Below are 24,293 nucleotides of genomic sequence, written 5' to 3'. Positions count from 1 at the left end.
GTCTTCATGGACTTCCGCCAACTCAAGTACTTCCTCGTCGTGAGCGAGGAACTGAGCTTCAGTCGAGCTGCCGAGCGCTGCTTCATCTCGCAGTCGGCGATCAGCCATCAGGTCGCGCGACTGGAGAAGGAACTGGGCGCGACGCTCTTCGAACGCTCGACCCGAGCTGTTCGGCTGGCCCCGGCAGGATCGCGACTGGTGCCCATCGCGCAGCAAGTCCTCAGCCTCGAAACGATGGCGTACTCCGTCGCACGCGACCCGAGAGCTCGGATCCGGATCACCGGAAACATGAGCTTTGCCGCTCAGACGCTGGACGCCATCGCACACGTGCGCGAACTTCATCCGGACCTGGACGTCGAGTTCGTCATCAAGAGTTTTGCCCACCGCATGGACGCCGTGGCCTCCGGTGACGCCGACATCGCGCTGATTCGCGGCGGCGTCGACCGCCCCGGACTCGAGCCCCTGGACCTCGGCGTCGAGGACCTCTTGGTCGTCATGTCGAGCCGGCACCCCCTGGCCGGTCAGCAAAGCGTCGACCTCAACGATCTGGCCGCATATCCCCTGCTCTTGCCGCCACGCCAAAGCCAGGTCCTCATCCACAAGGTGGTCGAGGACGCGTTCCGCGAAATAGATCGACGCGTCCAACTGGGCCCTGCAATTCCGAGCGATCACACCGCCACGCTGGACGTGATCACCAACCCTCGCGCCTGGACGCTGCTGTATTCGATCACCGCAGGCGAATCTCCACGTGCTGGAATCAGCTTCATGCGAGAATCGCACGGCCGCTTGCGAATTCCGGTGTCCGGGGTGACCCGTAGCGGCATCACCTTCTCCACCGAGTTCGCCGATCTGATCCAAGCACTCAAGGACGCAATGAACCCGTCTTTCACTGAATGAAAGTGCGATGGCGATCGACCTCACTCACAGAGCAACGTGGTGGGTAACCATGTGATGCGGCGAGCAGTCGCATCCCTTTCTCGAGGAGCGGCCATGTCGAGCTTGTTGAGCGAACCTGTGTGGGAATCGAAGATCTTCGACGGTGAATGGGTCCGCGGCAACGCCGAAGATCGCATCGTCGTCGAACCCGCCACGGGCAAGCAGTTGACGACGGTGGGCATGGCAACACCCGACGACGTGGCAGCCGCTACAACAAACGCTACTGCAGCTCAGAAGGATTGGGCAGCACGCCCCTACACCGAACGCGCCGCTGTTCTGCGCCGCGCCGGTCAATTGTTCGAGCAGTACGCCGACGAAATCGGCGAATGGGTGATCCGGGAGGCCGGCAGCATCCCGGCCAAGGCCGCACTGGAAACCCATACCGCTGCCGAGGAGTGCTACAACGCCGCAGCCCTGGCCGCACACCCAGTAGGTGAAGTGCTGCGCTCGGAGCAACCTCGCCTGAGCTTCTCTCGTCGCGTACCCGTCGGAACCGTCGGCGTCATCGCACCTTTCAACTTTCCGATCATCCTGTCGATCCGTGCAGTCGCTCCCGCACTGGCACTGGGTAATTCGGTGATCCTCAAGCCTGACCCGCGCACGGCGATCTGTGGCGGTGTGGTTCTCGCTCGCATCTTCGAGGAGGCCGGCTTGCCCGCGGGAGTGTTCAGCATGTTGCCGGGCGGCGCTGACGCCGGTGAGGCAATCGTGGTTCATCCGAGCGTTCGCGTCATCGCATTCACCGGGTCGACCCGCGCCGGACGGGCTGTCGGCGAACTGGCAGGCCGCCACCTCAAACGAGCGCATCTCGAACTCGGCGGAAACAACGCGCTGATCGTCATGGACGACGTCGACCTCGAAAAGGCAGCATCTGTCGGCGCTTTCGGCTCGTTCATGCACCAGGGGCAGATCTGCATGACCACTGGTCGTCAACTGGTCCACGAAAGTATCGCTGCCGACTACACCGCACTCCTTGCCGAACGCGCCGACAAGCTTCCGGTAGGCGACCCGTTCACTGGTCAGGTCGCACTCGGCCCCATCATCGACGCCAAACAACGCGACCACATCCACTCCCTGGTCACCGGAAGCATCGCGGCCGGGGCAAAACTGGCTGCCGGTGGCACCTACGAGGATCTCTTCTACCGACCCACCGTGCTGGCCGACACCCCACTGACCGCACCGGCCTTCGCCGACGAGGTCTTCGGGCCGGTCGCACCGGTGACCTCCTTTGCCACCGTCGAACAAGCCGTCGCCATAGCCAACGACTCCGAGTACGGACTGTCACTGGGCATTCTGACCTCCGACGCCATGCGCGGGCTCGAGCTCGCCCAACAAATCCCCACCGGCCTCGTACACATCAACGATCAGACGGTCGGCGACGAAGCCGTCATCCCGTTCGGCGGCATGGCATCTTCGGGTAACGGCGGCCGCGTCGGCGGTATCGGCGCAAACCTCGACGCCTTCACCGAAACGCAGTGGGTGACGGCCCAGAGCACACTCCCGGTCTACCCCTTCTAGTTCGACAAACACCGAGCTGGTCCGACAAATACCAGGCGTGTCCCGGTGGCTCACTGACCAGCATTGACGGGATCGATCTCGCGGACTTACCATCCAGAGAAAATTACTTCGCCACATTAAGCATTTTCTCTTGTAATTCCCGAGAAGGACCCACTTGACGAATTCAGTGACGACCGACAGCGCTGCGCAGCCAACGGTCCACGACACCCCGGATGTATCCGTCGTAACATCACCGCGCCGCGAGGCCGTCATCATCGGCGCCCTCAGCCTGGCCGCGATGATCGTCTCGATGATGCAGACGCTGCCCGTTCCGATCTTGGGACGCATTCAGTCCGATCTGGGCGCATCCGCGGCCGGCATCAGTTGGGTGACGACGGCGACGTTGCTCTCGGCCGCCGTTTTCACTCCCCTGTTGGGCCGCTACGGCGACCAGCACGGCAAGAAGCGCACGCTGGTCGGCGTTCTGATCGTGATGGTCATCGGTTCGATCGTCGCCGCACTGGCACACAATCTGCCACTTCTCATCCTCGGACGCGTCCTCCAGGGAACTGCCACCGCCATCTTCCCGCTGGCTCTTTCGGTTCTGCGCGAAGAGGTTCGCCCGCACAAGCTTCCCGGCGCGATGGCATTGGTCAGCGGAACTCTTGCATTCGGCAGCGGGCTCGCCCTCGTCGCCACCGGACTTCTCACATCGGCTCCGGATGCCGACTACCGCAACGCCTTCTGGATGGCCACCGGGTTCGCGTTGCTTGCCCTCGTCGCCGTCATCACGCTGGTGCCGGCGACCAAGCACAAGAGCGGTGGGCGCGTCGACGTCATCGGTGCGCTGAGCCTGGGCGCTGCACTCCTTCTGCTCCTGTTGTCGATTTCGCAAGGCCACCAATGGGGTTGGATCTCGCCCTTGACCATCGGTGTTTTCCTGGGCTCGATCGTGATGTTCGCCGTCTGGGTCTGGATCGAGAAGATCGTCGACGAACCACTGGTCGACATGCGGATGTTCGTCCACCGGCCCGTGATGATGGCGAACCTGGCAGGGGTCATGCTGGGCTTCGGAATGTTCGCCAACTTCCTGGGCATCTCCTATCTCGTGCAACTTCCCCATGCCCTCACGGGATACGGATTCGACGCCAGCATTCTGCGTGCATCGGTGGAATTCCTACTGCCGGGAGCGATTGCCTCGCTGATCGCGGCACCGATCGGTGGGCGCCTCATCAGAGTGCGCGGGCCACGTTTCGTCCTGGGACTCACCGCGATCTGTGGTGCGGTGCCGTTCGCCTGGCTCGCATACGACCACACGCACACCGCATCGGTCATCGGTGCCGGCATCGTGATCGGCACCGCCGTCAGCCTGGGTTACGCGGCTTTGCCCGCGATCATCATGTCGAGTGTTCCGCATCGCCAGAGTGGAATAGCCAACGGCATCAACTCGATCTCCCGTTCCACCGGCAGCGCCATGGGCAGTGCGGTGGTAACCACGATTCTCGCCTCGATGACCATCGCGAACCTGCCCGAGGGCGTAGCCGCTCTGCCCAGCGAATCCGCCTTCACCGTCACGTTCGTGACCGCCGCCGTGGCCTTCGCCCTCGTCGGTGTGGTCGGGTGGCTGGGTCTGCGCCCGGCGCGTTCCCCAGCCTCCACGGAGTAACCTCCCGCTGCGTGAGATCGGAAGTACCGCAGGGGGTTAAGCGCACCGTAGCCTGCGCAGATGCCAGGTGAGACGCTCTACGTGATCGACCGGATAGTCACGAATCCCGGATGTGGGCAGAAGTTCGTCGACGAATTTCGCGCCGGCTACCTGCCGAATGCCAGTCGCCGCAACCTGACTCTCGACAACATACTTGTCAGTCCGCCGCTGTGGGCCGAGGACGAGTCCAACATCGTCACCATCACGTGGACCGTCGAGGGGACCGCCGGTTGGTGGGAGATGACTCGTTCGAGCCGCGGTGACGCCACTCTCCGGCAATGGTGGGACGCAACGGCTCCGCTCATTGCCGAACGAAGCCGCACCATGGCTGCCGCTGCCGACGACGTCGAGGGACTGGCCGATGTATAACGTCACAAGGGTGGTTTTTGCAGCCGACACCGCGGACTCGGCCAGCTGGGTCGATGCGATGAACACCATTGCAGCAGTGGCAGAATCGTCTGGATCAGTTCGCCATCTCGTCACCGCCACACTGCCCGGCGTCATCAACGGCGGAGATCTGATCATGCATCTCCAGTTCGAGGACGAAGCGTCGTGGCAGGCCGCTCGAGGTGCCATTGACGCCGGACTTCACCACGACGCCGTCGAGCGCTTTCATGGCGCCGAGTACGCTTCCGGAACCGAGGGTCGCTCGCGCGCCACCGGCCCGAACGGGGTGTACCGAGCGCTGCTGATTCGCGTTGCACCCCATACCCCCGAGGACGCAATCGAACGCTTCGAAAGCGACTTGCTGAAGATGCCCGCGCATATCTCCTCGATCGCTGCCTGGCGGCTCAGTCGAGTGAGCGCAGCGACCGGCGCACCATCTGCATGTGACGAAGCACCGTGGACCCATGTGTGGGAGCAGGAGTTCACCGATCTCGCGTCACTGCAGACCCAATACCTCGACCATCCGATCCATTGGGGCGTCGTTGATCGCTGGTTCGACCCCGAATGCACCGAAGTCATTGTTCGGGACAGAATCTGTCATACCTTCGGCGAATTGAGCGAAGAACTCCTATCGAGTGACGGCTGACGCCTCGCGAATCATCGCCCAAACTTTCTGTCGTGCAGGTTCCGTGAGCGACAACGACGGAATAGTGAGGAACCCGTGAAATAGCCCGTCGAAGCGATGATGCTGCACCGGGACGCCGGCCGAGGCAAGCAGTTTCGCGTACTCGTCGCCGGCCGAGCACGGCGGATCCAGCTCAGCTGTCACGATGACGGCCGCTGGAAGATCGGCGAACGACTCTGCCCGAGTAGGTATCACCCGCACGTCATCTCGGCGTTCGGGCGCATATTGGTCCCAGTACCACTTCATGGCCGTAGTCGTGTTGTAGTGGTCGGTGCCGTAGAGACGGTAGGACTCGGTGTCGAAATCGTCGTCGATCACGGGATAGATGAGAACTTGCGCCGCAACCTCCGGACCTCCACGATCGCGGGCGGCAATGGCAACTGTCGCAGCAAGATTGCCACCCGCGCTGTCACCGGCCAGCACGATCCTGCTCGGGTCAGCGCCGTACTCTGCCGCGTGCTTCGCTGCCCACTCCACTGCGGCATAGACGTCGTCGTGTGCTGCCGGGGCGGGATGTTCAGGGGCCAGACGATAATCGACGGAGACCACAACGGCGCCGACACCTTCCGCCATGGACCGGCAGAATTCATCATGGCTGTCCAGGTCGCAGAACACGAAGCCTCCACCGTGAGCGAAGACGACCAGCGGAATGGCATCGGGGGAAGCGTGCGGGCGGTAGACGCGGATCGACAGATCCCCCCCAGGGCCGTCGATTGCGAGATCTTCGACTGCACGCATGTCGGGAAGCCGCTCCAGCGGAGCTCGCCGATTCCGAAGCAAAGCGCGTAACTCCGACGGGTCGAAGCTGGTGACGTCCGGAAATGCTGCGTTGAGCGTGGCCAGCATTGTGACGACTTCCGCGTGAATTGTCATGGGCACTCCTGATCTCGGACGTCGGGCATTCGCCAAGGTAAATCGCCCACGGCTGAGTGAGAACACACCCTCCCGATCAGTGGTCTGTTTTGTAGCGAGAGTCGTGAGAAACGAGAAGGGAGACCACACCTCGTTGTGTGGTCTCCCTTTTCGATTCGGTTCAGCCGATCAGGTGTCAGCTCCTACTGCGAGCATCTACCTTGTCGTCGTCGTCATCACGATCGCCGGCCGCGAGCTCGATGCCCGAAGCCTCTGTCTCGGCTTCACTGCCTGCCTTCCCGAGCTCGACCGGAGTGTCACCGGGCGCAACCTCGTCGGCGTCAGGCGCTTCCGGTAGCGGTTTCTTGAGGCTCAGGATGATCGAGCCTGCCAACACCACGATGATCACCGCGAGGCTGACCAGTGAGGGAATCTCGGGGATCGACGTGCTGATCACCTTGTGGCTGGCCTGCATGATCAGCTTCACGCCGATGAAGGCGAGGATGATCGACAGACCCTTGGACAGGTAGTGGAACTTCTCGAGCAGACCCGAGAGCAGGAAGTACAGGGCACGCAGACCCAAGATCGCAAACGCGTTGCTGGAGTACACGATGAACGGATCGTCACTCACTGCCAGCACTGCCGGGACGCTGTCGACTGCGAACACGAGGTCGGCGGCTTCGATGGCGACGACGACGGCGAACAGCGGTGTTGCGACGCGCTTTCCGGCTTCCTTGACGAAGAACTTGGTTCCGGCGTATTCCTCACGGACCGGCATGATCTTGCGCAGCAGGCGAACTGCCAGCGAGGTTCCCGGATCGAAGCTCTCGTCGTCATCCTTGAGCAGCTTGTACGCGCTGTAGAGCAGGATGGCGGCGAAGACGAACAGCACGGCCGTGAACTTGCTGACCACGGCAACGCCGGCGGCGAGGAAAATACCGCGGAAGATCAGGGCGCCGATGACACCGAAGAACAGCACACGGTGCTGGTACTCACGGGGCACCTTGAAGTAACCGAAGATCAGGGCGAACACAAAGAGGTTGTCGACGGAGAGGCTCTTCTCCAACAGCCAGGCCGTGGTGAATTCGACGCCCGAGTTCACCCCCAAGGTCAGGGTGACAACCACCGCGAACACGAGAGACAAACCGACCCAGAGTGCACTCCACCAGGCCGCTTCCTTGAAGCCGATGACGTGCGCGCCGCGGTGGGCGAGCAGGTCGATGAGCAACATGACGACGATGACTGCGGCGAACGCGGCCCACGCCCACATGGGAACGTTCATCGCTGACCACCTACCCGAATGGCACTGATGACTGCGGTCACGGGGAGCTCCTTCACTGGGTTCGGACGGCCGTCTCGCCGTCTTCTCCAGTGTTCCTTGCCGACTTCTATCCATCCCTGTCGAAATATCGACGACTTTTAGACCTGAAGTTGCCGATACCCTGCAATCTGAGGGTGTTGCGGCCGAAACCGCCGTTGGAAGGCATCTTGTTCTAGCCTGGCAAGCATGAGCACCTCGTTGTACTACTCCGCCGTCCGCACTACACCGCTGACCGACGACGAGAAGGCCGAAGTCGACCGACTCATCGCCGTCCACAACGACGAATTTCCGTTCGACTACGAGGTCCTGGACCTCTACCCGTCGGATATCCCCAACACTCTGCTCAACGGTTCGACCAAGATCTCGAGCGATCCGACCGAGGTAATTCCTTCGCTCGTCTACTGGTTCAACGCTCTGACCGAGCTTCGCAGAGCAGTGCCGGACGCAGACTGGGACGTTTCACTCGACGACACCCCTGCCGATTGGGATGACAACTCCGGCTACTCGCTCCCCGGCCTCGACGACATGCAATAACGAATCACCCGGCGGGCAAGACGCTGACCCCGTAGCTCTCCAGCGCGATGAGCGCCAACTCCGTCGGCAGGCGCCGATCGTCCACGCTGCGACCTAGTAGCTTTTCGGCCTGATCGAGTCGATACCGCACAGTGTTCTTGTGCAGGCCGAGCGCCGCGGCCGTAGCCGCTGCAGTGCAATTGTTCTCGTAATAGACCCGGACGGTGTCACGGATACGCGTCGTGACGCTGTCCGTGCCGGCCAGGCCTTTCAGTTCCCGAGCCACCAACGCACGCAGTTCGCCCAGATCTTCGGTAAGCAGACAGGGAACCTGAACGTCCTCGTAGACGGTGACGGGCGAAGAACCCGTCGACCGGACTGCGACGCGCTGCGCGGCGAGCGCCTCGCGATGACTGCGTGCGAATCCCTCCATTCCGTAACCGCTGGCCCCCACTGCGACACGAAGATCCGCATTTCGAGCATGATCGAGCGACGCCCACTCCAGGTGGTCGAAATGTGCGACCCACGACCACACCTCGCGCGCACCCGAAGGTAGCGTCAGCACACGCTCGCCGTTCGACTCGCCCACCAAGGAACGTGCATACGAGTCCAATCGCGCCAATACGTCTGCAGCCGGGTCGGTGTCGTCCGTCCAGAGAACAAATGCAGTGTGGTGGCGCCGCATCGGGTAATCGAGAATCTGCGAAACCTCTTCGGAGTGAAGAGCTTCGCCGGCGACGATCGCGTGAACGGTCTCGGATCGACGCGCAAAAGCGCCGCGCGCCAAGCTCTCCCGTTCCTGCGCATATGTGGCCACCAACAATTCGGTGGTCACCTCCAGCCATCGCATCGCCGAACCCCACACCCGAACGAGAAGTGCGCGTTTGAGTTCCGGACCGATCGGGAGTGCCTCGATCGACTCGTCGACGAAACCCAGCATCGCGAGGCGTCCGGCGCCGTAGATCTTGAGCAGGACTCGAAGATCCATTCCGCGCCTGGCAACGGTGAGCGCAAGCGCAATCGACTCCGCCGGCGGCGTGACCTCCTGGGAACCACCCGCGATCGCGGCCACGATGACGCGGAGCTGCGCCGCGGTGCTTGCATCCACATCGCGTCGCAGCTCCCGGTCCGCTGCGACTTCCGGGTTGGCCAGGGCAATGGCGTCGTCGATGCGTTGGACGAAACCGTCGATCACCTCCGGCTGGAGATAGATGGGTGCGAGATTTGCAATCCAGCCGTCCAACTCCGATGTGTCCATATCCGTCTCCCCGATTCGTGGCCCCAATTCGTGACCCCGATTGTGACTTTGTCACAAACCTAGCGATTGAGTTCGGGCATCAAGCCCTAGTAACCCGGCTTCGGCTGGTCCACAATCACATCTCACCGCAGTTTCACGGCGCTGCAGATTTACCTCACTGCAACCCCATCCCCTATCTTTGGAGACGCTGGAGCAAATGGACAAGCCTTTCGACGGTCAGGTAGTGGTCATCACCGGCGGCGCCCGAGGCATCGGATACGCCACCGCGAAGAGCCTCATCAGCCTCGGTGCGACGGTCGCGATCGGCGACATCGACGAAGCCACTCTCGCGCAGGCAAGCAAGGATTTGGGCATCCGTACGTTCGGACGTCTCGACGTCACCGATCCCGCCTCGTTCTTCGACTTCCTCGACACCGTCGAAGGTGAACTCGGCCCGATCGACGTACTGGTCAACAATGCGGGCATCATGCCGGTCGGCCGGATCGTCGACGAGGACGACACCGTGACCCGGCGCATCATCGAGATCGACGTCCTCGGGGTGATCACGGGAACCAAGCTCGCATTGCGACGGATGCTGCCGCGGGGGCGCGGACACGTCATCAACATCGCTTCGCTTGCCGGCGAACTCCCCTGCCCGGGTTTGTCGACCTACTGCGGCGCCAAGCATGCAGTCTTGGGATTCACCGATTCGGTCCGCAAGGAAGTTCGTGGCACCGGAGTGCACGTCTCGTCCGTATTGCCGACGCTCACCAACACCCAACTCACCTCGGGCACTTCGGGAATGAAGGGATTCCGCGAGGTTCAGCCGGAGGAAATCGCCGAAGCCATCGTCGGACTGATCACCAAACCTCGTCCACGCGTGCGCATTACGCGAGCGTCCGGACTACTCGTCCAGGCGCAAGGGTTCTTCCCCCGGCGACCGTACGAGGCATTGAGCCGCCTTTTCGGCGTCGAGACGCAGTTTCTCGGCGACGTCGACACCGCGGCACGTGCCGCCTACGAGGAACGCGCCCGCGCAAGCTGATCAGGTCAGCTCGGTGGCAGGCCAATCGAGCAGCTTCGCGCCCAGCACAGCTGCGTGCAGCGCGAAGCTGTCGTTGGGGTCGTTGACGTTCTGGCCGGTAAGTTCGCGGATGCGGTCCAAGCGGTACGTCACCGCACGGACGGACAGATGCAGGTCTCGGGCGGTCTTCGCCGTGTTGCCGCCGGCGGAGAAGTACGCAAGCAGGGTGTCGATCATCGGCCCAGCGCCGCCGCGTGCCTCGAGCAGCGGCGTGAGAAGCGTCTGGATCAGGTCGGTGACCGCTGGTCTGTCGTTGACCAGAACCCGGTAGACCAGCAGATCGCGAGCGTCGATGATCGGTGCGTTCAACGACAGTCGCTGCGCCAGGTCGAGTGCGTCGAGTGCCTCCCGGTACGACGCCACCACGCCCGAAGCGGTGGCGCGTGGGCGCCCGACCGCGATCTGCCAAGTGCCGTCCAATACGCGTCGCTGCAACTGCACTCGCCCGTCGTTATCGGTTACGGCGCCTGTCCCCGGTCCGAGAGCCGACCGAATCCCGGCCAGCACGTGGTCGACGGCATCGCGATCCGGCGCGGCGAAAACGACGACCAGTTTGCCGCTCTTGCTGGCAACCAGCGCGTCGGCGTCACCTTTGCTGCCCAGAACGGCACGTTCGACAGCTCGCACCAAAGGGTTGTCGTCGGTGAACTCGCGGGCTGCGGTCACTACTGCCACGGCATGCGGACCACTGAGGTGGAGACCGAATCCTGAAGCGCGACCCAACAATCCGACGACGTCAGCGCCGCCGGTCAACAAGTCGTCGACGAACTCGCGGCGTGCCGATACCTGCGAGCGGACCAGAGAACGCCTGGCCAACTGAAAACCTTCGGCCAGTTCTGCGACGGCATCGTCGACGGCACGCAGCATCACTTCGCCGGCCGCGACGACGGCATTCGGATCCGATTGTGCCGCAATAACAGCAGGCAGTTCACGCCACAGACGCCAGGCCGAGGAGAGATACAGATCGAGCAGGGCTCGCAGGGCCACACCCTGCTGCGCTGCTTCTTCACCGCGAGCGCGGAAGCGGTGCAACTGACGACGCTGCAGCGGTTTCCCGTCACAGACAGCGTCGCTGAGCACGTCGAGGAAGTCGCCCAGCAGATCGACGGGTAGGCCACCGGCGTCGTCCGCCCCTGCCGCCGCGACCCGGCGTATGGCGTCGTCAGGTACCCCGGTTCGGCTCACCCTCGCATTCTCTCACTGTGCGCGGCCTTGCTTGGCGTCAGGAAAGCCGCATCGAGCCCGTGTCGATGTAGCGCTGATGGAACGAGAATGCCTCGCCCAGGAGGTGCGGAGTCTGCCCGGCACCCGGTTGAGCGTCGGCGCGAGCGATGTAATCGTGAAGGAGTGGCCGGAACTCCGGGTGAGCACACTTGTCGACGATCAGGCGTGCGCGGCGCCGCGGTGACAGACCGCGCAGATCCGCCAACCCCTGCTCGGTGACCAATACCTGCGTGTCGTGCTCGGTGTGGTCGACGTGCGGAACCATCGGCACGATCGCCGAGATCTCGCCGCCGCGGGCCGTCGACGGACTCAGGAACATGGACACGTAGCCGTTGCGGGCGAAGTCCCCCGAACCGCCGATTCCGTTCATGATCTTCGTCCCCATGACGTGCGTCGAGTTCACGTTGCCGTAGATGTCGGCCTCGAGCATCCCGTTCATGGCGATGATTCCAAGTCTGCGCACCACCTCGGGGTGGTTGCTGATCTCCTGCGGACGGAGCGTGATGTGGTTGCGGTAGAAGTCGATGTTCGCAGTCAGTTCCTCGATGCCTTCGTCGGTGAGCGCCAAAGCCGTCGACGACGCATGCGCGACGGTGCCGTCCTTGATCAGCTTCAGCATCCCGTCCTGGATGACCTCGGAGTAGCAGGTCAACCCGCGATACGGCCCCCGATCGAGCCCTCCGAGCACCGCGTTGGCGACATTGCCGATGCCCGCCTGCAGCGGAAGCAACGTATCGGCCGGCATCCGTCCGGCGCGCACCTCGAAGTCGAAGAATTCCAGTACGTGCCCGGCGATCGCCTCGCTGACGGCGTCGGGCGCAGAGAGCGGACTCGCGCTGTCTCGGCAGTTGGTCTCGACAACGGCCACCACCTTGGCCGGGTCCACCCGGAACGTGGTCTGACCGATCCGGTCCTCGACGCGGATGATCTGGAGCGGCTTGCGATGCGGCGGCAACGCCGTGCCGTAATAGACGTCGTGAATACCCTCCATCGCCTCGGGCACCCAGGAGTTGACCTCGAGGATGACCTTGTCGGCGACGTCGAGCCACGTCTTGTTGTTGCCGATCGACGCGGAGGGAATCAGTTCACCCGATTCGGTGATACCGGCGACCTCGACCACCGCGACGTCGACATTGCCGTAGTAGCCCTCCCACACCTGCTGAGCCACGTGGGAGAGATGGATGTCGACGTAGTCCATGCGACCGTCATTGATCCGGCGACGTGCGGTGGCCTCGGACTGATACGGCATACGCAGTGCGATTCCGTCGACTTCGGCGAGCAGCCTTTCGGTCTCGGTGGACACCGAAGCACCGGTCAGGAGATTGACCGTGAAGTTCGATCCGTTGCCACGGGTCTGGTGAATACGCTCGGCAAGGGCCGGGATGACGACCTTGGGCGTACCGGCGCTTGCGAAACCGCTGATCGCGACAGTGTCATCCGGATTGATGAACTTCACGGCGTCGGATGCGGACATCACCTTCGACGCAAAGGCTGTGGCGCGGATGCGGTTGGAGATAGCTTTGTGTCCGGTCTCACCGAGGGTTGAACTCACGCCATCAGGATAAACACGGCACGTCGAAGCGATTTACGGGGATAACCCAGACAGAATCGCCCCGACGTGCTATGAGCTCCGACGTGCTGTGCTCCGATCAGCTGACGACGCCGTACACGCCTTCGCCGACCAAGCTCGCGATCCGATACTTCTGGATCTTGCCCGAGCCTGTCAGTGGGAATGCTTCCGCGCTGAACCATTCCTTGGGTGCCTTGTGGCGCGCTAGTCGTTCGTTGCAGAACTCGATCAGTTCGGCGGCAGTCGGTTGATCGGACTCGTCCTTCCAGCGGATGACGGCAACCACGCGCTCACCCCACACCTCGTCGGGAACACCGACGACCGCCACATCGAGGATCTTCGGATGCGTAAAGATCACGGACTCGACCTCACGCGGATAGATGTTCTCCCCGCCGCGGATGATCATGTCCTTGAGGCGTCCGGTGACCCGGACGTATCCACGTTGATCCATCGTCCCCAAGTCGCCGGTATGCAACCACCCGTCCTTGTCCACGGTCGCGGTCGAGGCCTCTGGATTGCGGAAGTACTCGGTCATGACGAGGTACCCGCGAGCGCAGATCTCACCTTGTTCGCCGTGCGGAACGCTGTCCCCGGTCACGACGTCGGAGATCTTCACCTCGACCTGTGGCAACGCGAGGCCGACCGTCTCCGACTTGTCTTCGGGGGTGTCGGCCGGACTGGTCTGCGTGATCACGGGACTGGCTTCGGTTTGTCCGTAGACGATGCTGAATCCCGCACCGAATGCCGACTCCACCGTGCTGACGAGTTCGGGCGGTACCGACGATCCACCGGATACGACCACTGAGCACGCCGAGAAATCGCGGCTGGCGAAGGTCGCGTCGTTAATCATGGCGATCAGCATCGTCGGTACTCCACTGACGACGTCGGCGTGAAAGCGTTCTGCCGCATCGAGAACCGCAACCGGATCGAAGTACTGGATCAGGCCTATGGACATTCTTCGCTGTGCGGCACCGAGAACCAGGATGCCGCATCCGGCCGTGTGGAACAGTGGCATGGCCGAGACGACCGAACCCCGTTCGGGGAATTGACCTCTCCGGCTGACGAAATCGGCGTTATTGACCAAACCTCGGTGATGCAGCAATGCACCCTTGGGCACACCGGTGGTTCCCGACGTGTACTGAATCTGCGCATTGTCATCGGGAGAGACTTCCGGCAGAGCGCCCCGCTCGCCGGTCCAACCTCGAACCTGACGATCCCAGTCTTCGAAGTTGACTGCCAGAACCTCCTCTCCCGCAATCGAAATTGCCTCGGACGCCACCGCCGCCATGTCACCGCCGCGGAACTTTCCGGTGTGGAAGAGCCCGCGGGACTGGGACTGCGACAAGACGTACGCCAGTTCCTCCGCACCCAACGCCGGATTGGCAGTCACCAGAACCATTCCGGCGAGCGCGGCGCCGTATTGCAGGATCATCCACTCCGGAACGTTCGGAGCCCAGACGGTGATCCGGTCTCCGCGATCGAACTGGGACAAGAGGTAGTGCGCACACCCCTCCGCTTCGTCCAGCAGTTGCGCGAAGGTCCACGTACGATCGGTTTGGGCGGCCCCGGACAACGAATGCGATTGCGCCGGAACTACTTCTCTGATTGCAACCAGATTCGGCGAGTCCGCGGCGCACTCTCGCAGCAGCCCGCCCACGGTTTGTTCCGCAATCGGGTCCGACACGTCAGCGGGGAAGTACGACGTTTCGAGAACACTGCTCATCTCACATCCACTTTCTATCGAGGAGGGGTGTCGGACGCGGGGAGCGGCCCGCCTCCGTCTGGAATCTTGCGCCCGGAATCGCGGTATTGCACCGCGGCATGAAATCCGTCGCGCTCGGCAAAATCCTTGAACCAGCGCCCTTCCGGAGAGTGACGCGTGATTCCGTCGAACAGGGTTGCCAGCACCTGGGTGCCCTGCAGCCCCATATTGTCGTATGCCTGATTGATCATCATCTTCTGCATAGCCAACTGATTAAGCGGGACACCGGCAATGCGATCCGCCAACGCTTCCACTGCCGAGTCCAATTCATCGGCCGGCACCGCTTCGAGCGCCAATCCCCAGTCTGCCGCCGTGACACCGTCAATAGTGTCGCCAGTCAACAACATTCGCTTGGCCCGCTGGGCTCCCAGTCGATACACCCACATCGCCGTCGTCGGGCAACCCCAGACGCGCGCAGGCGGGTACCCGATGTGGGCGTCGTCGGCCATGATCAGCATGTCGCAGGACAGCGCGATGTCGCTCCCGCCGGCGATTGCGTAACCCTGAACCTTGCAGATCGTCGGCTTGAGCGATCGCCAGAGCGTGAAGAAGTCATCGGTATTCTGTTTCATCCCCCGAAAGTCCTTGATGGGGTCCCATACCGGGCCCTGGTTCCACTTTCCGTCGAGGTCTCCTTCAGCGAACTTCTTGAGGTCGTACCCGGCGCAAAACGCCTTGCCCGCACCTTGCAAGATGATCACGCGAACATCGTCGTCGTCGTTGGCTGCTGCCACCGCATTTCGAATGTCCGACGGCATCACATCATCGATCGCGTTGAGCCGATCGGGTCGGTTGAGCGTGATATACGCCTTACCGTCCGAGGTCTCGTACTTCAGGGTCGCAAAATCCGTCATCATCGGTCCTGTCGACAGAGCACACCTCGATCGGAACGAGTTGCGCTAGTTCTGGGTGAGGAGCAGGCGAACGACGCCTGCCCATTGACTGATCGAACGACGCGCAGAGGCGTCGCTCTTCTGCACTGCGCGGGACAGCGCCAAACCACGGAGCATCAGCACCGTCAGATCTGCAATCTGCGAATAGTTCTCGGAAGCAACAATTTCGGGACCGAAAGCGTCGTGGACAACACGCTGCAGATCCCGCCCGGCGACGCGCTCCGATTCTCGAAGTACCTCTGCCAGAACCGGATCCGTCCGAGCTGCGGACCACAGTTCGAGTTCCGCTTGAAACGGCGGCCGAGTCAACGCCGAATACAAAGCGGAGATCGAGTTCTCGATCGTGTCCACCGACGGATCCTGCCGAGACATCGCCGCTCTTACCGCCGCCTCGTTCCGCACGACGATGTTCGACACCAACGCCGCAGTCAACTCCTGCATGTTCGGAAAGTGGTGCAGCAGAGCGCCACGACTGACTCCGGCAGCGGTTTGCACCGACTGCGTCGTCAACGACGAATACCCGTCCGCGATCAGTAAATCCGTTGCCGCGTCAAGAATTCGGTGGCGTGTCGCTTCGCGCTGCACATCACGCAGAGTCACGCTCACACCTCCAGTTTCTCGCGTGGCATGGCTCACAGTTTCACAGTCCATTTAGACTGTCAATAGGTCTCGGCTCCGCGCGTACGCTCGAGGAACCCGACCCGCATACAGGATGGAGCTTCGCGTGGAGACCACTCCGCCGACCGTCTCACTGACGCTCGATGAACTTGCCTCACGCGCCAATTCCCTGATCACCGACAACCGCCGGCACATCCTCGGCATCACGGGAGCGCCGGGAGCCGGAAAATCGACGGCGTCACAGGCTATTGCACGGAAACTGGGTTCTCGTTGCGCCGTCGTCGAGATGGACGGTTTTCATCTTGCCAATCAGGAACTCGACAAGCTGGGCAGGCGTGCACGCAAAGGCGCTCCGGACACCTTCGACGCCGGCGGATACGCGGCTCTACTGCGCCGGCTCCAAACCTCGGATGCCACCGTTTACGTCCCCGTCTTCGATCGCGAGATCGACGAATCAATCGGCAGTGCAACCTCCGTCGATCCACATACACCGTTGATCGTCACCGAAGGGAACTATCTTCTCCTACCGACCGGTGGGTGGCCTGAAGTGCGTGCGACACTCGACGAGGTCTGGTATCTGGACGTTCCGGAGGCGACTCGCACGGAACGCTTGGTGACACGCCACAGCCGCTTCGGAAAGAGTTCCGAAGCGGCTGCCGAGTGGGTGAAACGGGTAGATCAGCCGAACGCCGACCTGATCAGGGAAGTCAGGTCGCGCGCGGATCTGATCGTCGAGATCGTGCCTGCACCTTCTCGTCAGCCATTTCACCATCCTGCATCACCACGAAAATGACCGACTGCAGGGACGAAGGCACAGTTCACACATGCTTTTCGCTGGCAATACATACGTTCGTATTTATTGCCATGAGGGTTTCGTCAATTGTTTTTCACGTTGAAGTTCGAGAGTTGCGCAGCAAATAGATTCAGCACGTTTGCGGTGATCCGCTCGGTAAACGGATCGTGATTGATCAGTCCGTTCACCCACTCGGTAGAACCAGCGTTGAACACCGTCCCGCGACCTCGCCTGTGACAAGTGACCATTCCCGATCCGTACTCGAGATCACGAAGATGCTCGGGTGGCTCACTCCCGTAAAACCATTCGACGATTCCCCGCGCGTCCGCCAAGGACGCACCGATGGGGCTCGTTCCGTTCCACTTGTCCCGTGAACCCGACACCGCCGGTGCCATCGCGATGATCTCCAAGTCTTCGGGCGCGCCGTCGACTCCGGTGGCGTACGGCAGGCCCTTTCGGAACGTGTAGTCCACGCCGTCCATGGCAAAACCGGCAATACAGAGAGAGTTTCCGAAGTTGTCGCCGTAATACAGATCGGTTCCGTTCAACGCCCAATGGTCAGGGCGATACACCGTGAAACCGCCGGAAGACCTGGGAGTTGTTGCGCCGTAACGGCTGTAGACGCCGGCCGTAGCGGTCGAACCCATGGTCCACGCACCCGGCCGGCTGATTTCGGGCGCATCCCACGCAGTCGTCACCCTCGTCGGGTCGACCTCACGGATCGGATCTTCGAACGGATTCTTGTAGCAGACCTGCGTATCGCCCTCGATACGAACTTGCCACAGGAAGTTCCCGCCGAATCGCGCCAAACCACCTCCGCCTTCGACGAACGCGTCGATACGGTCACGCATTTCCCATGACCAGCACTCGTCGTGGCCGACGATGACGGCGCATGAATACCCTTGCAGTACTGAAGGATCCTCGTGCAGGTCATGCTGAGTGACGTGGTGTACAAGAAAGGCTTGCTCTTCCGCCCACACCGTGAAGGGGCGCTCGTACGTGGCCCAGAACGCGTCAGCGTGGTGGCGCGAGTAGCCGTTCACCCAGGCCCACTCGTACGGCGGGTGACGCGGAATCCATCTAACTCCCGGCGTATCGGTATGGGTATTACGCGCTGCGCCTTCGGGTTTGCGCAACATACCTCGCGCAATGGGACGTTGCGTCGAGGAGATCGGTGTCGCCACGTCGCCGGAACCGTCCGGAACACCCCGGTATTGGTTTGCCCCACCCCAGTCGTTGTAGGCCAACATCGTGCTCGTCGTGTGAATGAGAACAAAGTCGGCGTGGTCGGCTTCACGCGCCTTGACTATGAAGAAACCCTCCCGTTCCACGACCACACCTTCATGGCGCATTCGGACCACGATCAAGTACATTCCCGACGCCCAGTTCGGGGCGACTGTGAAGGCAACGGATTCCGACCAATCGCAACCAACCGCATAGGCGTTGTCGGGCGTCGACTGCTGTTTTCCCGGTAGACCGAGGTACTTGACGATGCTCTGTGGGCGGGCTCCGTCTCGCACCACCTCGAGGTCGTATTCGTCAGCGGTGGTGTGCACCCGAATGGAGACAGTCTCGCCGGCGAAATACGAGAACTTGTCGGCGTAGACCCAGATCTCCGGCTCTCCCGGACTAATCCCCGGCCGTTCGACCAAACCACCGGAGACCGACCATGCGTATTCGCTCACGCCGCAGGCCGCTCGATCGACGGGTCCAAGCCCGAGGGTGTGAAGCAACGGTGGCGCGCCGTACCTGCAGGCATAGGTCCGCAGGGCGCAAATCGGAACGGGACGGCCGGCGGCGGCGGCACGACAGTGACGACATGGAAGACCGCATGCCCGCTGTCGACCGTTCCCGTCCGATGCCCCTGGATGGATTCGGGCGAATACAAGGTGGGATCTTTGCCCACCTGCCGCGGGACGGTTCCGTCGATCATGAAGTGACTCCGTGAGTTCTCGCAAGCATGCGCTTTGGACTGAAACGAGGGTGCCAGGTTCATCCGAGATTCATTCGAGGTTCATCCGATGTTGCCCAACGAACTACGAGAGTGCCGAATCGTTTCAGCGCTATCAATATATTGCAGTGAAACGATTCGGCAATTTACTTTCGCGCAACAACCGTCCGTCAGGTTTGTCTTCCAGTGACGATTGGACCTCATGAAGTGCCGTCATGTCGTGTGACGCTTGGGGACGATCGACCCCCAGGCGGTAGCCGTCATCGCAATCGAATTCGAGTGAACTATGGCTTCGTGGCGTGCATGACGTGCTTGACCCGCGTGTACTCCGCGAGCGCGAACTCCGACAGGTCCTTCCCGTAACCCGAACCACCGAAGCCGCCGTGCGGCATTTCCGCGGTGAGAGCCCCGTGCACGCCGACCCAGACGCAGCCGAAGTCCAGTTCGGCAGTCATCCTCATCGCAGTGCCGTGATCGGACGTCCACACACTCGACGCGAGAGCGTACTTGGTCCCATTCGCAAGTTCGATCGCCTCGACTTCAGTGGAGAACGACTGCACCGTGACAACGGGCCCGAATATCTCTTCCTGAACCAACTCGTCGTCCTGCCGCACCCCGGAAATGACAGTCGGCAGATAGAAAAAACCAGATCCGGCAGGCTGCCCTCCACCAACACGTACGTTCGCATTTGTGGAACGTCTTTCTACCAACTCTGCCACCCGATCACGATGAGCGCGGCTGACCAGAGGGCCGAGACAATCGCCCGAGTCCGGGCCTCCCAACCTCAAGTCCGCGGCCGCAGCCGTCAACTTTTCGGTGAACTCTTCCGCTACCTCTTGTTGTACGAGAATCCTCGTTGCAGCGGTGCAATCTTGACCGCTGTTGTAAAAGGCGCCGGCAACGATCCCCGCGACTGCTCCGTCCAGGTCCGCATCGGCAAACACGACAGCTGGAGCCTTACCTCCGAGCTCGAGGTGCAAAAGCTTGACGTCTTCGGATGCCGCCTTGGCGACCGAAATACCCGCTCTCGTCGACCCCGTCAGCGCGATCATGCGAGGCGCCGGATGAGCGACAAGCGCGGCTCCGGTATCGCGATCGCCACACACCACATTGAGCACTCCAGGTGGATAGATCTGCGCAGCAAGAACTCCCAGCATTACTGCAGTTTCCGGAGTCTCTTCAGCCGGTTTGAGCACGAGGGTGTTTCCCGTCGCGAGTGCCGGCGCGATCTTCCAGACCGCCATCATCAGCGGATAATTCCACGGTGCGATTGCACCGATTACACCGATCGGCTCTCGCCTGACATACGAGGTGGCGCCCTCGGTGTATTCCATTGCGGCAGTACCCGGCAATGAGCGAGCGATACCAGCGAAGTACCGCAGAAAATCGACACACTGCGGGATCTCGTCGTCTCGCACCTGCCTGAGAGGCTTTCCGGTACTGCGGCATTCAACCTCGAGGAAGTACTTCGCATTCGATTCCAGAGCGTCCGCCAGTGCCAGTAGCAACTCTTGACGCCGCGCAGGCGTTGATCGACGCCACTTCCTGGAAGCGATCTCCGAAGACAGACATGCTCGATCAACGTCTTCCGCAGAACCAACGGCCGCACGCGCATAGACTTCGCCGTTCGCAGGATTGACCAGTTGGGACAGATTTCCAAGTGATGTCTCACAGACACCGTCGATGACGTGGCCGAAGACTTCGACGCCCATGGTCGAGGCAACACTCACGAGCATGATCCCGGCAATGCGATGAAGTACTTCTTGGACGGTTCCACGGTTTCCCAGATCCCACGAAATGATTTCGGAACGAAAAATGCATCACCGGAGGTGAATTCGCGACGGTTTCCATCGAGGTCGATCAGCGCCACCCGGCCGCTGATCATGACACAGACCTCGTCGTACGGGTAAGGGTCACACAGCAAAGTGCCCGGCTCCCCTTCCCAACCACCGCCGAAGTACTCACCTTCCGGATCACCGAACGATCGCCATTCCGATTCGGACCAATTCGCGCTCGCATCATCACCCCATTCCGGCACGAACTGCGTCCCCTGGCCGGGTCCGAAGGTTCGAATGTCGTTGACACTCACGTCAGTTTTCCTCCGTGTTCAAGCTTGTCAATTGGGCGGCAAAGAGATTCAGTACGTTCGCAGTTATTCGTTCGGTGAAGGGATCGTGATGGATGAGTCCGTTCACCCACTCGGTGGAGCCGGCGTTGAACACGGTCCCAAGACCTCGCTTGTGACAGGCGACCATTCCCGATCCGTATTCGAGATCACGAAGATGCTCGGGGGGATCACTGCCGTAAAAGCATTCGAGGATTCCCTGCACCTCGGCAAAGGGCGCACCGATCGGAACCGTCCCGTTCCACTTGTCCCGTGAACCCGACACCGCCGGTGCCATCGCGATGATCTCCAGATCCTCGGGAGCACCGTCGACTCCGGTCGCATACGGCTGGCCCTTCCGGAACGTGAAATCCACGCCGTCCATCTCGAAGCCGGCGACGCAGATCGGCGCGCTTCCGAAATTGTCTCCGTAGTACAGATCGGTCCCGTTCAACGCCCAATGATCAGGCCGATACACCGTGAACCCGCCCGAAGACCTGGGAGTTGTTGCACCGTAACGGTTGTACACTCCCGCCATTCCGGTCAAACCCATAGTCCACGCACCCGGCCGGTCGATCTCGGGCGAATCCCACGCAGTCGTCACCCGCGTCGGGTCGACTTCTCGCATCGGATCTTCGAACGGATTCTTGTAGCAGACCTGCGTATCGCCCTCGATACGAACTTGCCACAGGAAGTTCCCGCCGAAGCGCGCCAAACAACCCCCGCCTTCGACGAATCCGTCGATACGGTCACGCATCTCCCATGACCAGTATTCGTCGTGACCGACGATGACCGCACACGAATACCCTTGCAGTGCTGAGGGATCCTCATGTAGGTCATGCTGAGTGATGTGGTGGACGCGAAACCCTCGGTCTTCCGCCCACACCGTGAAGGGGCGTTCGTACGTGGCCCAGAACGCATCCGCATGGTGGCGCGAGTAGCCGTTCTCCCACGCCCATTCGTACGGCGGATGACGCGGAATCCATCCGATTCCGGGTGTATCAGTGTGAATGTTGCGGGCGGCGCCTGTGGGTTTGCGCAACATTCCTCGCGCGATGGGCCGCTGCGTCGAGGAAAACGGTGTCGGCACGTCGCCGGAACCGTCCGGGACTCCACGATAGTGGTTGGCTCCGCCCCAGTCGTTGTAGGCGAGCATCGTGCTGGTCGTGTGAATGAGAACCATGTCGGCCGGCGCAGCGGTACGCGATCGCACTATGAAAAAGCCTTCACGCTCGACGACGACGCCTTCGTGGCGCATCCGTACGAGAATCAAATACATCCCCGAGGACCAATTCGAGGCAACCGTGAGTGCCAGGGACTCCGACCATCCACACCCGACCGCGTAGGCGTCGTCGGGCGTCGGCTGTTGCTTTCCCGGGAGACCGAGGTACTTGACGATGCTCTGTGGGCGGGCTCCGTCTCGCACGATCTCGAGGTCGTATTCGTCTGCGGTGGTGTGTACTCGAAGAGAGACGGTGTCGCCGGCGAAATACGAGAACTTGTCTGCGTACACCCAGATCTCCGGCTCTCCCGGATTCAATCCCGGCCGTTCGACCAATCCGCCGGGAACCGACCATGCGTATTCACTCATGCCGAAAGCACCTCGATCGAGTGGCTTCGAAGCCACAGGCTCCGAAGGACCCCCACTACGAATGCAATGACCAGCGGTACCACGAACAACAGATTTTGAGCAGTGGTCAGGCCCGTCATGGCACCCATGTTGACTTGCAGGAAACCAAGTGCCACGACGAGTGCAACAGTCGCGAGCGACGGTGCAATCAGCCTCTGCCACAATCCTTCTCCTCTAGCTCCTTGCGAAAAGAATCGGAGCACTGCAAGCGAGGTCAGAATCTGCAGAGCAAGCACCGCAATGATGGTCGGGGTGTTCGTCCACAAGACAACCTGCGTGTACGGATCTGCTGGGGTCAACGCAAATCCTGCGATCGCGAGAAAGGTCAACGCGCCCTGCATAATTCCGGCGACGCTGGGGGTACCGGTCGACGCCGACACCTTCGCCAACGCCGTCGGCAGGATCCTGCCCCGCCCCATCGCGAATAGATAGCGACTACACGCGTTGTGCAGAGCCAGACACCCCGCGAAGAAGCTCGTGACGATGAGTAGGTGCATGACGTCGGTCATCATCTCGCCCGCAAATTCACTGTTGAGGTCGAAGATGAGCTCGGACGGATCGCCGCCGAGGAAGTCGACCATGCGACTCGGTCCGACGGCTTGCACGATCACCCAGGCGCAGAAGGAATAGACGACTGCCAGGACGGTGACTGCCGTGTACGTCGCCCGAGAAACGGTGCGCCGGGGGTCGACCACCTCTTCGCTGTAAATCGCCGTTTGCTCGAAGCCGACAAAGGACGTGAAGGTCAACACGAAGACGCTGGCCAAGCTGGCCGTCAGGAAGGTCGAGGGCGAAAAACTGCCCAGCGACAGTCCTTCATGCCCGCCTTTGGCCAGGACCGCAACACAGAAAACTGCGAGCACGCCGAGTTCGAGAGCCATCAACACCGCGAGCACCTTGGCACCGATGTCCACCCGGTTGTATCCCACGACCGTAACCAGAACGGCAATTGTCAGCGCGCATGCATAGATCGGAACCGAGATACCGAAAAGACTGTCGAGGGTGGACGACGTGAAAATGCCGCACGCGACGACAAAGCCGATCTGACCGCCGAGATAGCCGACGTAGGCCACCACCGCAGATCCGGCGCCGACGATGGTGCCGAGCCCCTCCGTGATGTAGGCGTAGAAGGCGCCCGCACCACGAATATGCCTGCTCATCGCCGTGAATCCGACCGCAAACAGCAGATAGACGATTCCCGGAACGATGTAACCGACAGGAAGTGCAGCGCCCGCGCTCATCAGTCCGAGCGGCGCAAATCCCACCAGAATGGTCAGCGGTGCCGCGGCGGCGATGACAAAGAAGACCAGATGTCGGCTGTTGATCGTCCCCCTACGAAGCCCCGGAGTAGGTCCGGGCGGATGCGGGTCGGGAGCTGTGCCCACCCTTCGCGGGTCGGTGTTGTCGGTCATGGAGTGACTCCGTGCGTTATCGCAATTATGCGCTTGGACTGGAACGAGTACGACATGTGTCTCCAGGAAATTCATTCGGCGTTCGACTGGCGTTCCATGAGCGTGCCGAATCGTTTCAG

Annotated in this window: 22 protein-coding genes; 8 read left to right on the top strand and 14 right to left on the bottom strand. The window is 61.6% G+C overall.

Translation table 11 applies throughout. The annotated features are described in order from the left end of the window. Positions 1–6 precede the first annotated feature (6 nt). The 5 genes from ACFQ6H_RS03320 to ACFQ6H_RS03300 all read left to right on the top strand — a co-directional run bounded on the left by ACFQ6H_RS03320 (position 7) and on the right by ACFQ6H_RS03300 (position 5,171). Positions 7–897, top strand: a complete 891-nt coding sequence (locus ACFQ6H_RS03320) for a LysR substrate-binding domain-containing protein (protein WP_378447514.1) — start codon at positions 7–9, stop codon at positions 895–897. Positions 898–990: 93 nt separating this feature from the next. Beyond that, positions 991–2,454 (top strand): benzaldehyde dehydrogenase, encoded by a 1,464-nt coding sequence (locus tag ACFQ6H_RS03315; protein ID WP_378643857.1) that lies wholly within the window; start codon positions 991–993, stop codon positions 2,452–2,454. A 154-nt stretch (positions 2,455–2,608) separates the two neighbouring features. After that, positions 2,609–4,099 carry an MFS transporter gene (locus tag ACFQ6H_RS03310; RefSeq protein ID WP_378643855.1) on the top strand — a complete coding sequence of 497 codons (1,491 nt, stop codon included), beginning with the start codon at positions 2,609–2,611 and terminating at the stop codon, positions 4,097–4,099. A 60-nt stretch (positions 4,100–4,159) separates the two neighbouring features. Then, positions 4,160–4,507: a hypothetical protein gene (locus ACFQ6H_RS03305; protein WP_378541829.1), complete on the top strand. Its 348-nt coding sequence runs from the start codon at positions 4,160–4,162 to the stop codon at positions 4,505–4,507. Between the two features lie 10 nt (positions 4,508–4,517). After that, positions 4,518–5,171, top strand: coding sequence for a Dabb family protein (locus ACFQ6H_RS03300; protein WP_378643853.1), 654 nt, complete (start codon positions 4,518–4,520; stop codon positions 5,169–5,171). Here ACFQ6H_RS03300 and ACFQ6H_RS03295 read toward each other — a convergent pair. Both ACFQ6H_RS03295 and ACFQ6H_RS03290 read right to left on the bottom strand, forming a co-directional pair. Beyond that, positions 5,154–6,083 (bottom strand): alpha/beta hydrolase, encoded by a 930-nt coding sequence (locus ACFQ6H_RS03295; RefSeq protein WP_378643851.1) that lies wholly within the window; start codon positions 6,081–6,083, stop codon positions 5,154–5,156. The two genes, ACFQ6H_RS03300 and ACFQ6H_RS03295, sit on opposite strands and share 18 nt — an antisense overlap. A 175-nt stretch (positions 6,084–6,258) precedes the next feature. After that, positions 6,259–7,344, bottom strand: a complete 1,086-nt coding sequence (locus ACFQ6H_RS03290; RefSeq protein ID WP_378628001.1) for a TerC family protein — start codon at positions 7,342–7,344, stop codon at positions 6,259–6,261. Between the two features lie 225 nt (positions 7,345–7,569). Between ACFQ6H_RS03290 and ACFQ6H_RS03285 the strand changes: the two genes are divergently transcribed. After that, positions 7,570–7,917 carry a hypothetical protein gene (locus ACFQ6H_RS03285; RefSeq protein ID WP_182261544.1) on the top strand — a complete coding sequence of 116 codons (348 nt, stop codon included), beginning with the start codon at positions 7,570–7,572 and terminating at the stop codon, positions 7,915–7,917. Positions 7,918–7,921: 4 nt separating this feature from the next. On the opposite strand, the gene ACFQ6H_RS03280 is transcribed toward ACFQ6H_RS03285, so the two are convergent. Next, positions 7,922–9,154, bottom strand: a complete 1,233-nt coding sequence (locus tag ACFQ6H_RS03280; protein WP_378643849.1) for a PucR family transcriptional regulator — start codon at positions 9,152–9,154, stop codon at positions 7,922–7,924. A 196-nt stretch (positions 9,155–9,350) separates the two neighbouring features. On the opposite strand from ACFQ6H_RS03280, the gene ACFQ6H_RS03275 reads away from it, so the two are divergent. Beyond that, positions 9,351–10,178, top strand: coding sequence for an SDR family oxidoreductase (locus ACFQ6H_RS03275; protein ID WP_378643847.1), 828 nt, complete (start codon positions 9,351–9,353; stop codon positions 10,176–10,178). Here the strand turns inward: ACFQ6H_RS03275 and ACFQ6H_RS03270 are convergent, their stop codons facing one another. From ACFQ6H_RS03270 to ACFQ6H_RS03250, 5 genes are all read right to left on the bottom strand, one after another. Next, the gene (locus tag ACFQ6H_RS03270; RefSeq protein WP_378643845.1) at positions 10,179–11,402 is read right to left on the bottom strand and encodes a PucR family transcriptional regulator; all 1,224 of its coding nucleotides are present in this window, start codon (positions 11,400–11,402) and stop codon (positions 10,179–10,181) included. Between the two features lie 37 nt (positions 11,403–11,439). Further along, a complete protein-coding gene (locus ACFQ6H_RS03265; RefSeq protein WP_378643843.1) occupies positions 11,440–12,993 on the bottom strand; it encodes an acetyl-CoA hydrolase/transferase family protein in 1,554 nt (517 codons plus the stop codon). A 97-nt stretch (positions 12,994–13,090) separates the two neighbouring features. Next, positions 13,091–14,734 carry an AMP-binding protein gene (locus ACFQ6H_RS03260; protein WP_378643841.1) on the bottom strand — a complete coding sequence of 548 codons (1,644 nt, stop codon included), beginning with the start codon at positions 14,732–14,734 and terminating at the stop codon, positions 13,091–13,093. 14 nt (positions 14,735–14,748) lie between these two features. Beyond that, positions 14,749–15,627 carry a crotonase/enoyl-CoA hydratase family protein gene (locus tag ACFQ6H_RS03255; RefSeq protein WP_378530673.1) on the bottom strand — a complete coding sequence of 293 codons (879 nt, stop codon included), beginning with the start codon at positions 15,625–15,627 and terminating at the stop codon, positions 14,749–14,751. 45 nt (positions 15,628–15,672) lie between these two features. Then, positions 15,673–16,266 carry a TetR/AcrR family transcriptional regulator gene (locus tag ACFQ6H_RS03250; RefSeq protein WP_378530671.1) on the bottom strand — a complete coding sequence of 198 codons (594 nt, stop codon included), beginning with the start codon at positions 16,264–16,266 and terminating at the stop codon, positions 15,673–15,675. A gap of 124 nt (positions 16,267–16,390) precedes the next feature. Between ACFQ6H_RS03250 and ACFQ6H_RS03245 the strand changes: the two genes are divergently transcribed. Continuing rightward, positions 16,391–17,077 (top strand): nucleoside/nucleotide kinase family protein, encoded by a 687-nt coding sequence (locus ACFQ6H_RS03245; RefSeq protein ID WP_378643839.1) that lies wholly within the window; start codon positions 16,391–16,393, stop codon positions 17,075–17,077. Between the two features lie 83 nt (positions 17,078–17,160). On the opposite strand, the gene ACFQ6H_RS03240 is transcribed toward ACFQ6H_RS03245, so the two are convergent. The 6 genes from ACFQ6H_RS03240 to ACFQ6H_RS03215 all read right to left on the bottom strand — a co-directional run bounded on the left by ACFQ6H_RS03240 (position 17,161) and on the right by ACFQ6H_RS03215 (position 24,174). Then, positions 17,161–18,762, bottom strand: a complete 1,602-nt coding sequence (locus ACFQ6H_RS03240) for a N,N-dimethylformamidase beta subunit family domain-containing protein (protein WP_378643836.1) — start codon at positions 18,760–18,762, stop codon at positions 17,161–17,163. Beyond that, on the bottom strand, positions 18,759–19,010 hold the full coding sequence (locus ACFQ6H_RS03235) for a hypothetical protein (protein ID WP_378643834.1): 252 nt from the start codon (positions 19,008–19,010) through the stop codon (positions 18,759–18,761). The genes ACFQ6H_RS03240 and ACFQ6H_RS03235 overlap by 4 nt, the downstream gene beginning before the upstream one ends. A 302-nt stretch (positions 19,011–19,312) precedes the next feature. Continuing rightward, positions 19,313–20,740, bottom strand: coding sequence for an aminobutyraldehyde dehydrogenase (locus tag ACFQ6H_RS03230; RefSeq protein ID WP_378644021.1), 1,428 nt, complete (start codon positions 20,738–20,740; stop codon positions 19,313–19,315). Between the two features lie 14 nt (positions 20,741–20,754). Then, complete coding sequence (locus ACFQ6H_RS03225) at positions 20,755–21,117, bottom strand: cupin domain-containing protein (RefSeq protein WP_378643831.1); 363 nt, start codon at positions 21,115–21,117, stop codon at positions 20,755–20,757. 1 nt (position 21,118) lies between these two features. After that, the gene (locus ACFQ6H_RS03220; RefSeq protein ID WP_378643828.1) at positions 21,119–22,723 is read right to left on the bottom strand and encodes a N,N-dimethylformamidase beta subunit family domain-containing protein; all 1,605 of its coding nucleotides are present in this window, start codon (positions 22,721–22,723) and stop codon (positions 21,119–21,121) included. Then, positions 22,720–24,174: an APC family permease gene (locus ACFQ6H_RS03215; RefSeq protein ID WP_378643825.1), complete on the bottom strand. Its 1,455-nt coding sequence runs from the start codon at positions 24,172–24,174 to the stop codon at positions 22,720–22,722. Before ACFQ6H_RS03215 ends, ACFQ6H_RS03220 begins: the two co-directional genes overlap by 4 nt. Positions 24,175–24,293: the final 119 nt, after the last annotated feature.

Source organism: Rhodococcus sp. NPDC056506 (genome assembly GCF_042794945.1).
Classification (GTDB): Bacteria; Actinomycetota; Actinomycetes; order Mycobacteriales; family Mycobacteriaceae; genus Rhodococcus_F.
The sequence above is the reverse complement of the archived record's forward strand: the minus strand, read 5'-3'. Positions and strand labels throughout refer to the sequence as shown.

Coding starts and splice junctions, on each gene's coding strand:
- ACFQ6H_RS03320 (WP_378447514.1), top strand. CDS start 7: ATGGACTTCCGCCAACTCAAGTACTTCCTCGTCGTGAGCGAGGAACTG.
- ACFQ6H_RS03315 (WP_378643857.1), top strand. CDS start 991: ATGTCGAGCTTGTTGAGCGAACCTGTGTGGGAATCGAAGATCTTCGAC.
- ACFQ6H_RS03305 (WP_378541829.1), top strand. CDS start 4,160: ATGCCAGGTGAGACGCTCTACGTGATCGACCGGATAGTCACGAATCCC.
- ACFQ6H_RS03295 (WP_378643851.1), bottom strand. CDS start 6,083: ATGACAATTCACGCGGAAGTCGTCACAATGCTGGCCACGCTCAACGCA.
- ACFQ6H_RS03290 (WP_378628001.1), bottom strand. CDS start 7,344: ATGAACGTTCCCATGTGGGCGTGGGCCGCGTTCGCCGCAGTCATCGTC.
- ACFQ6H_RS03285 (WP_182261544.1), top strand. CDS start 7,570: ATGAGCACCTCGTTGTACTACTCCGCCGTCCGCACTACACCGCTGACC.
- ACFQ6H_RS03280 (WP_378643849.1), bottom strand. CDS start 9,154: ATGGACACATCGGAGTTGGACGGCTGGATTGCAAATCTCGCACCCATC.
- ACFQ6H_RS03275 (WP_378643847.1), top strand. CDS start 9,351: ATGGACAAGCCTTTCGACGGTCAGGTAGTGGTCATCACCGGCGGCGCC.
- ACFQ6H_RS03260 (WP_378643841.1), bottom strand. CDS start 14,734: ATGAGCAGTGTTCTCGAAACGTCGTACTTCCCCGCTGACGTGTCGGAC.
- ACFQ6H_RS03255 (WP_378530673.1), bottom strand. CDS start 15,627: ATGACGGATTTTGCGACCCTGAAGTACGAGACCTCGGACGGTAAGGCG.
- ACFQ6H_RS03235 (WP_378643834.1), bottom strand. CDS start 19,010: ATGATCGACGGAACCGTCCCGCGGCAGGTGGGCAAAGATCCCACCTTG.
- ACFQ6H_RS03230 (WP_378644021.1), bottom strand. CDS start 20,740: ATGGGCGTCGAAGTCTTCGGCCACGTCATCGACGGTGTCTGTGAGACA.
- ACFQ6H_RS03220 (WP_378643828.1), bottom strand. CDS start 22,723: ATGAGTGAATACGCATGGTCGGTTCCCGGCGGATTGGTCGAACGGCCG.
- ACFQ6H_RS03215 (WP_378643825.1), bottom strand. CDS start 24,174: ATGACCGACAACACCGACCCGCGAAGGGTGGGCACAGCTCCCGACCCG.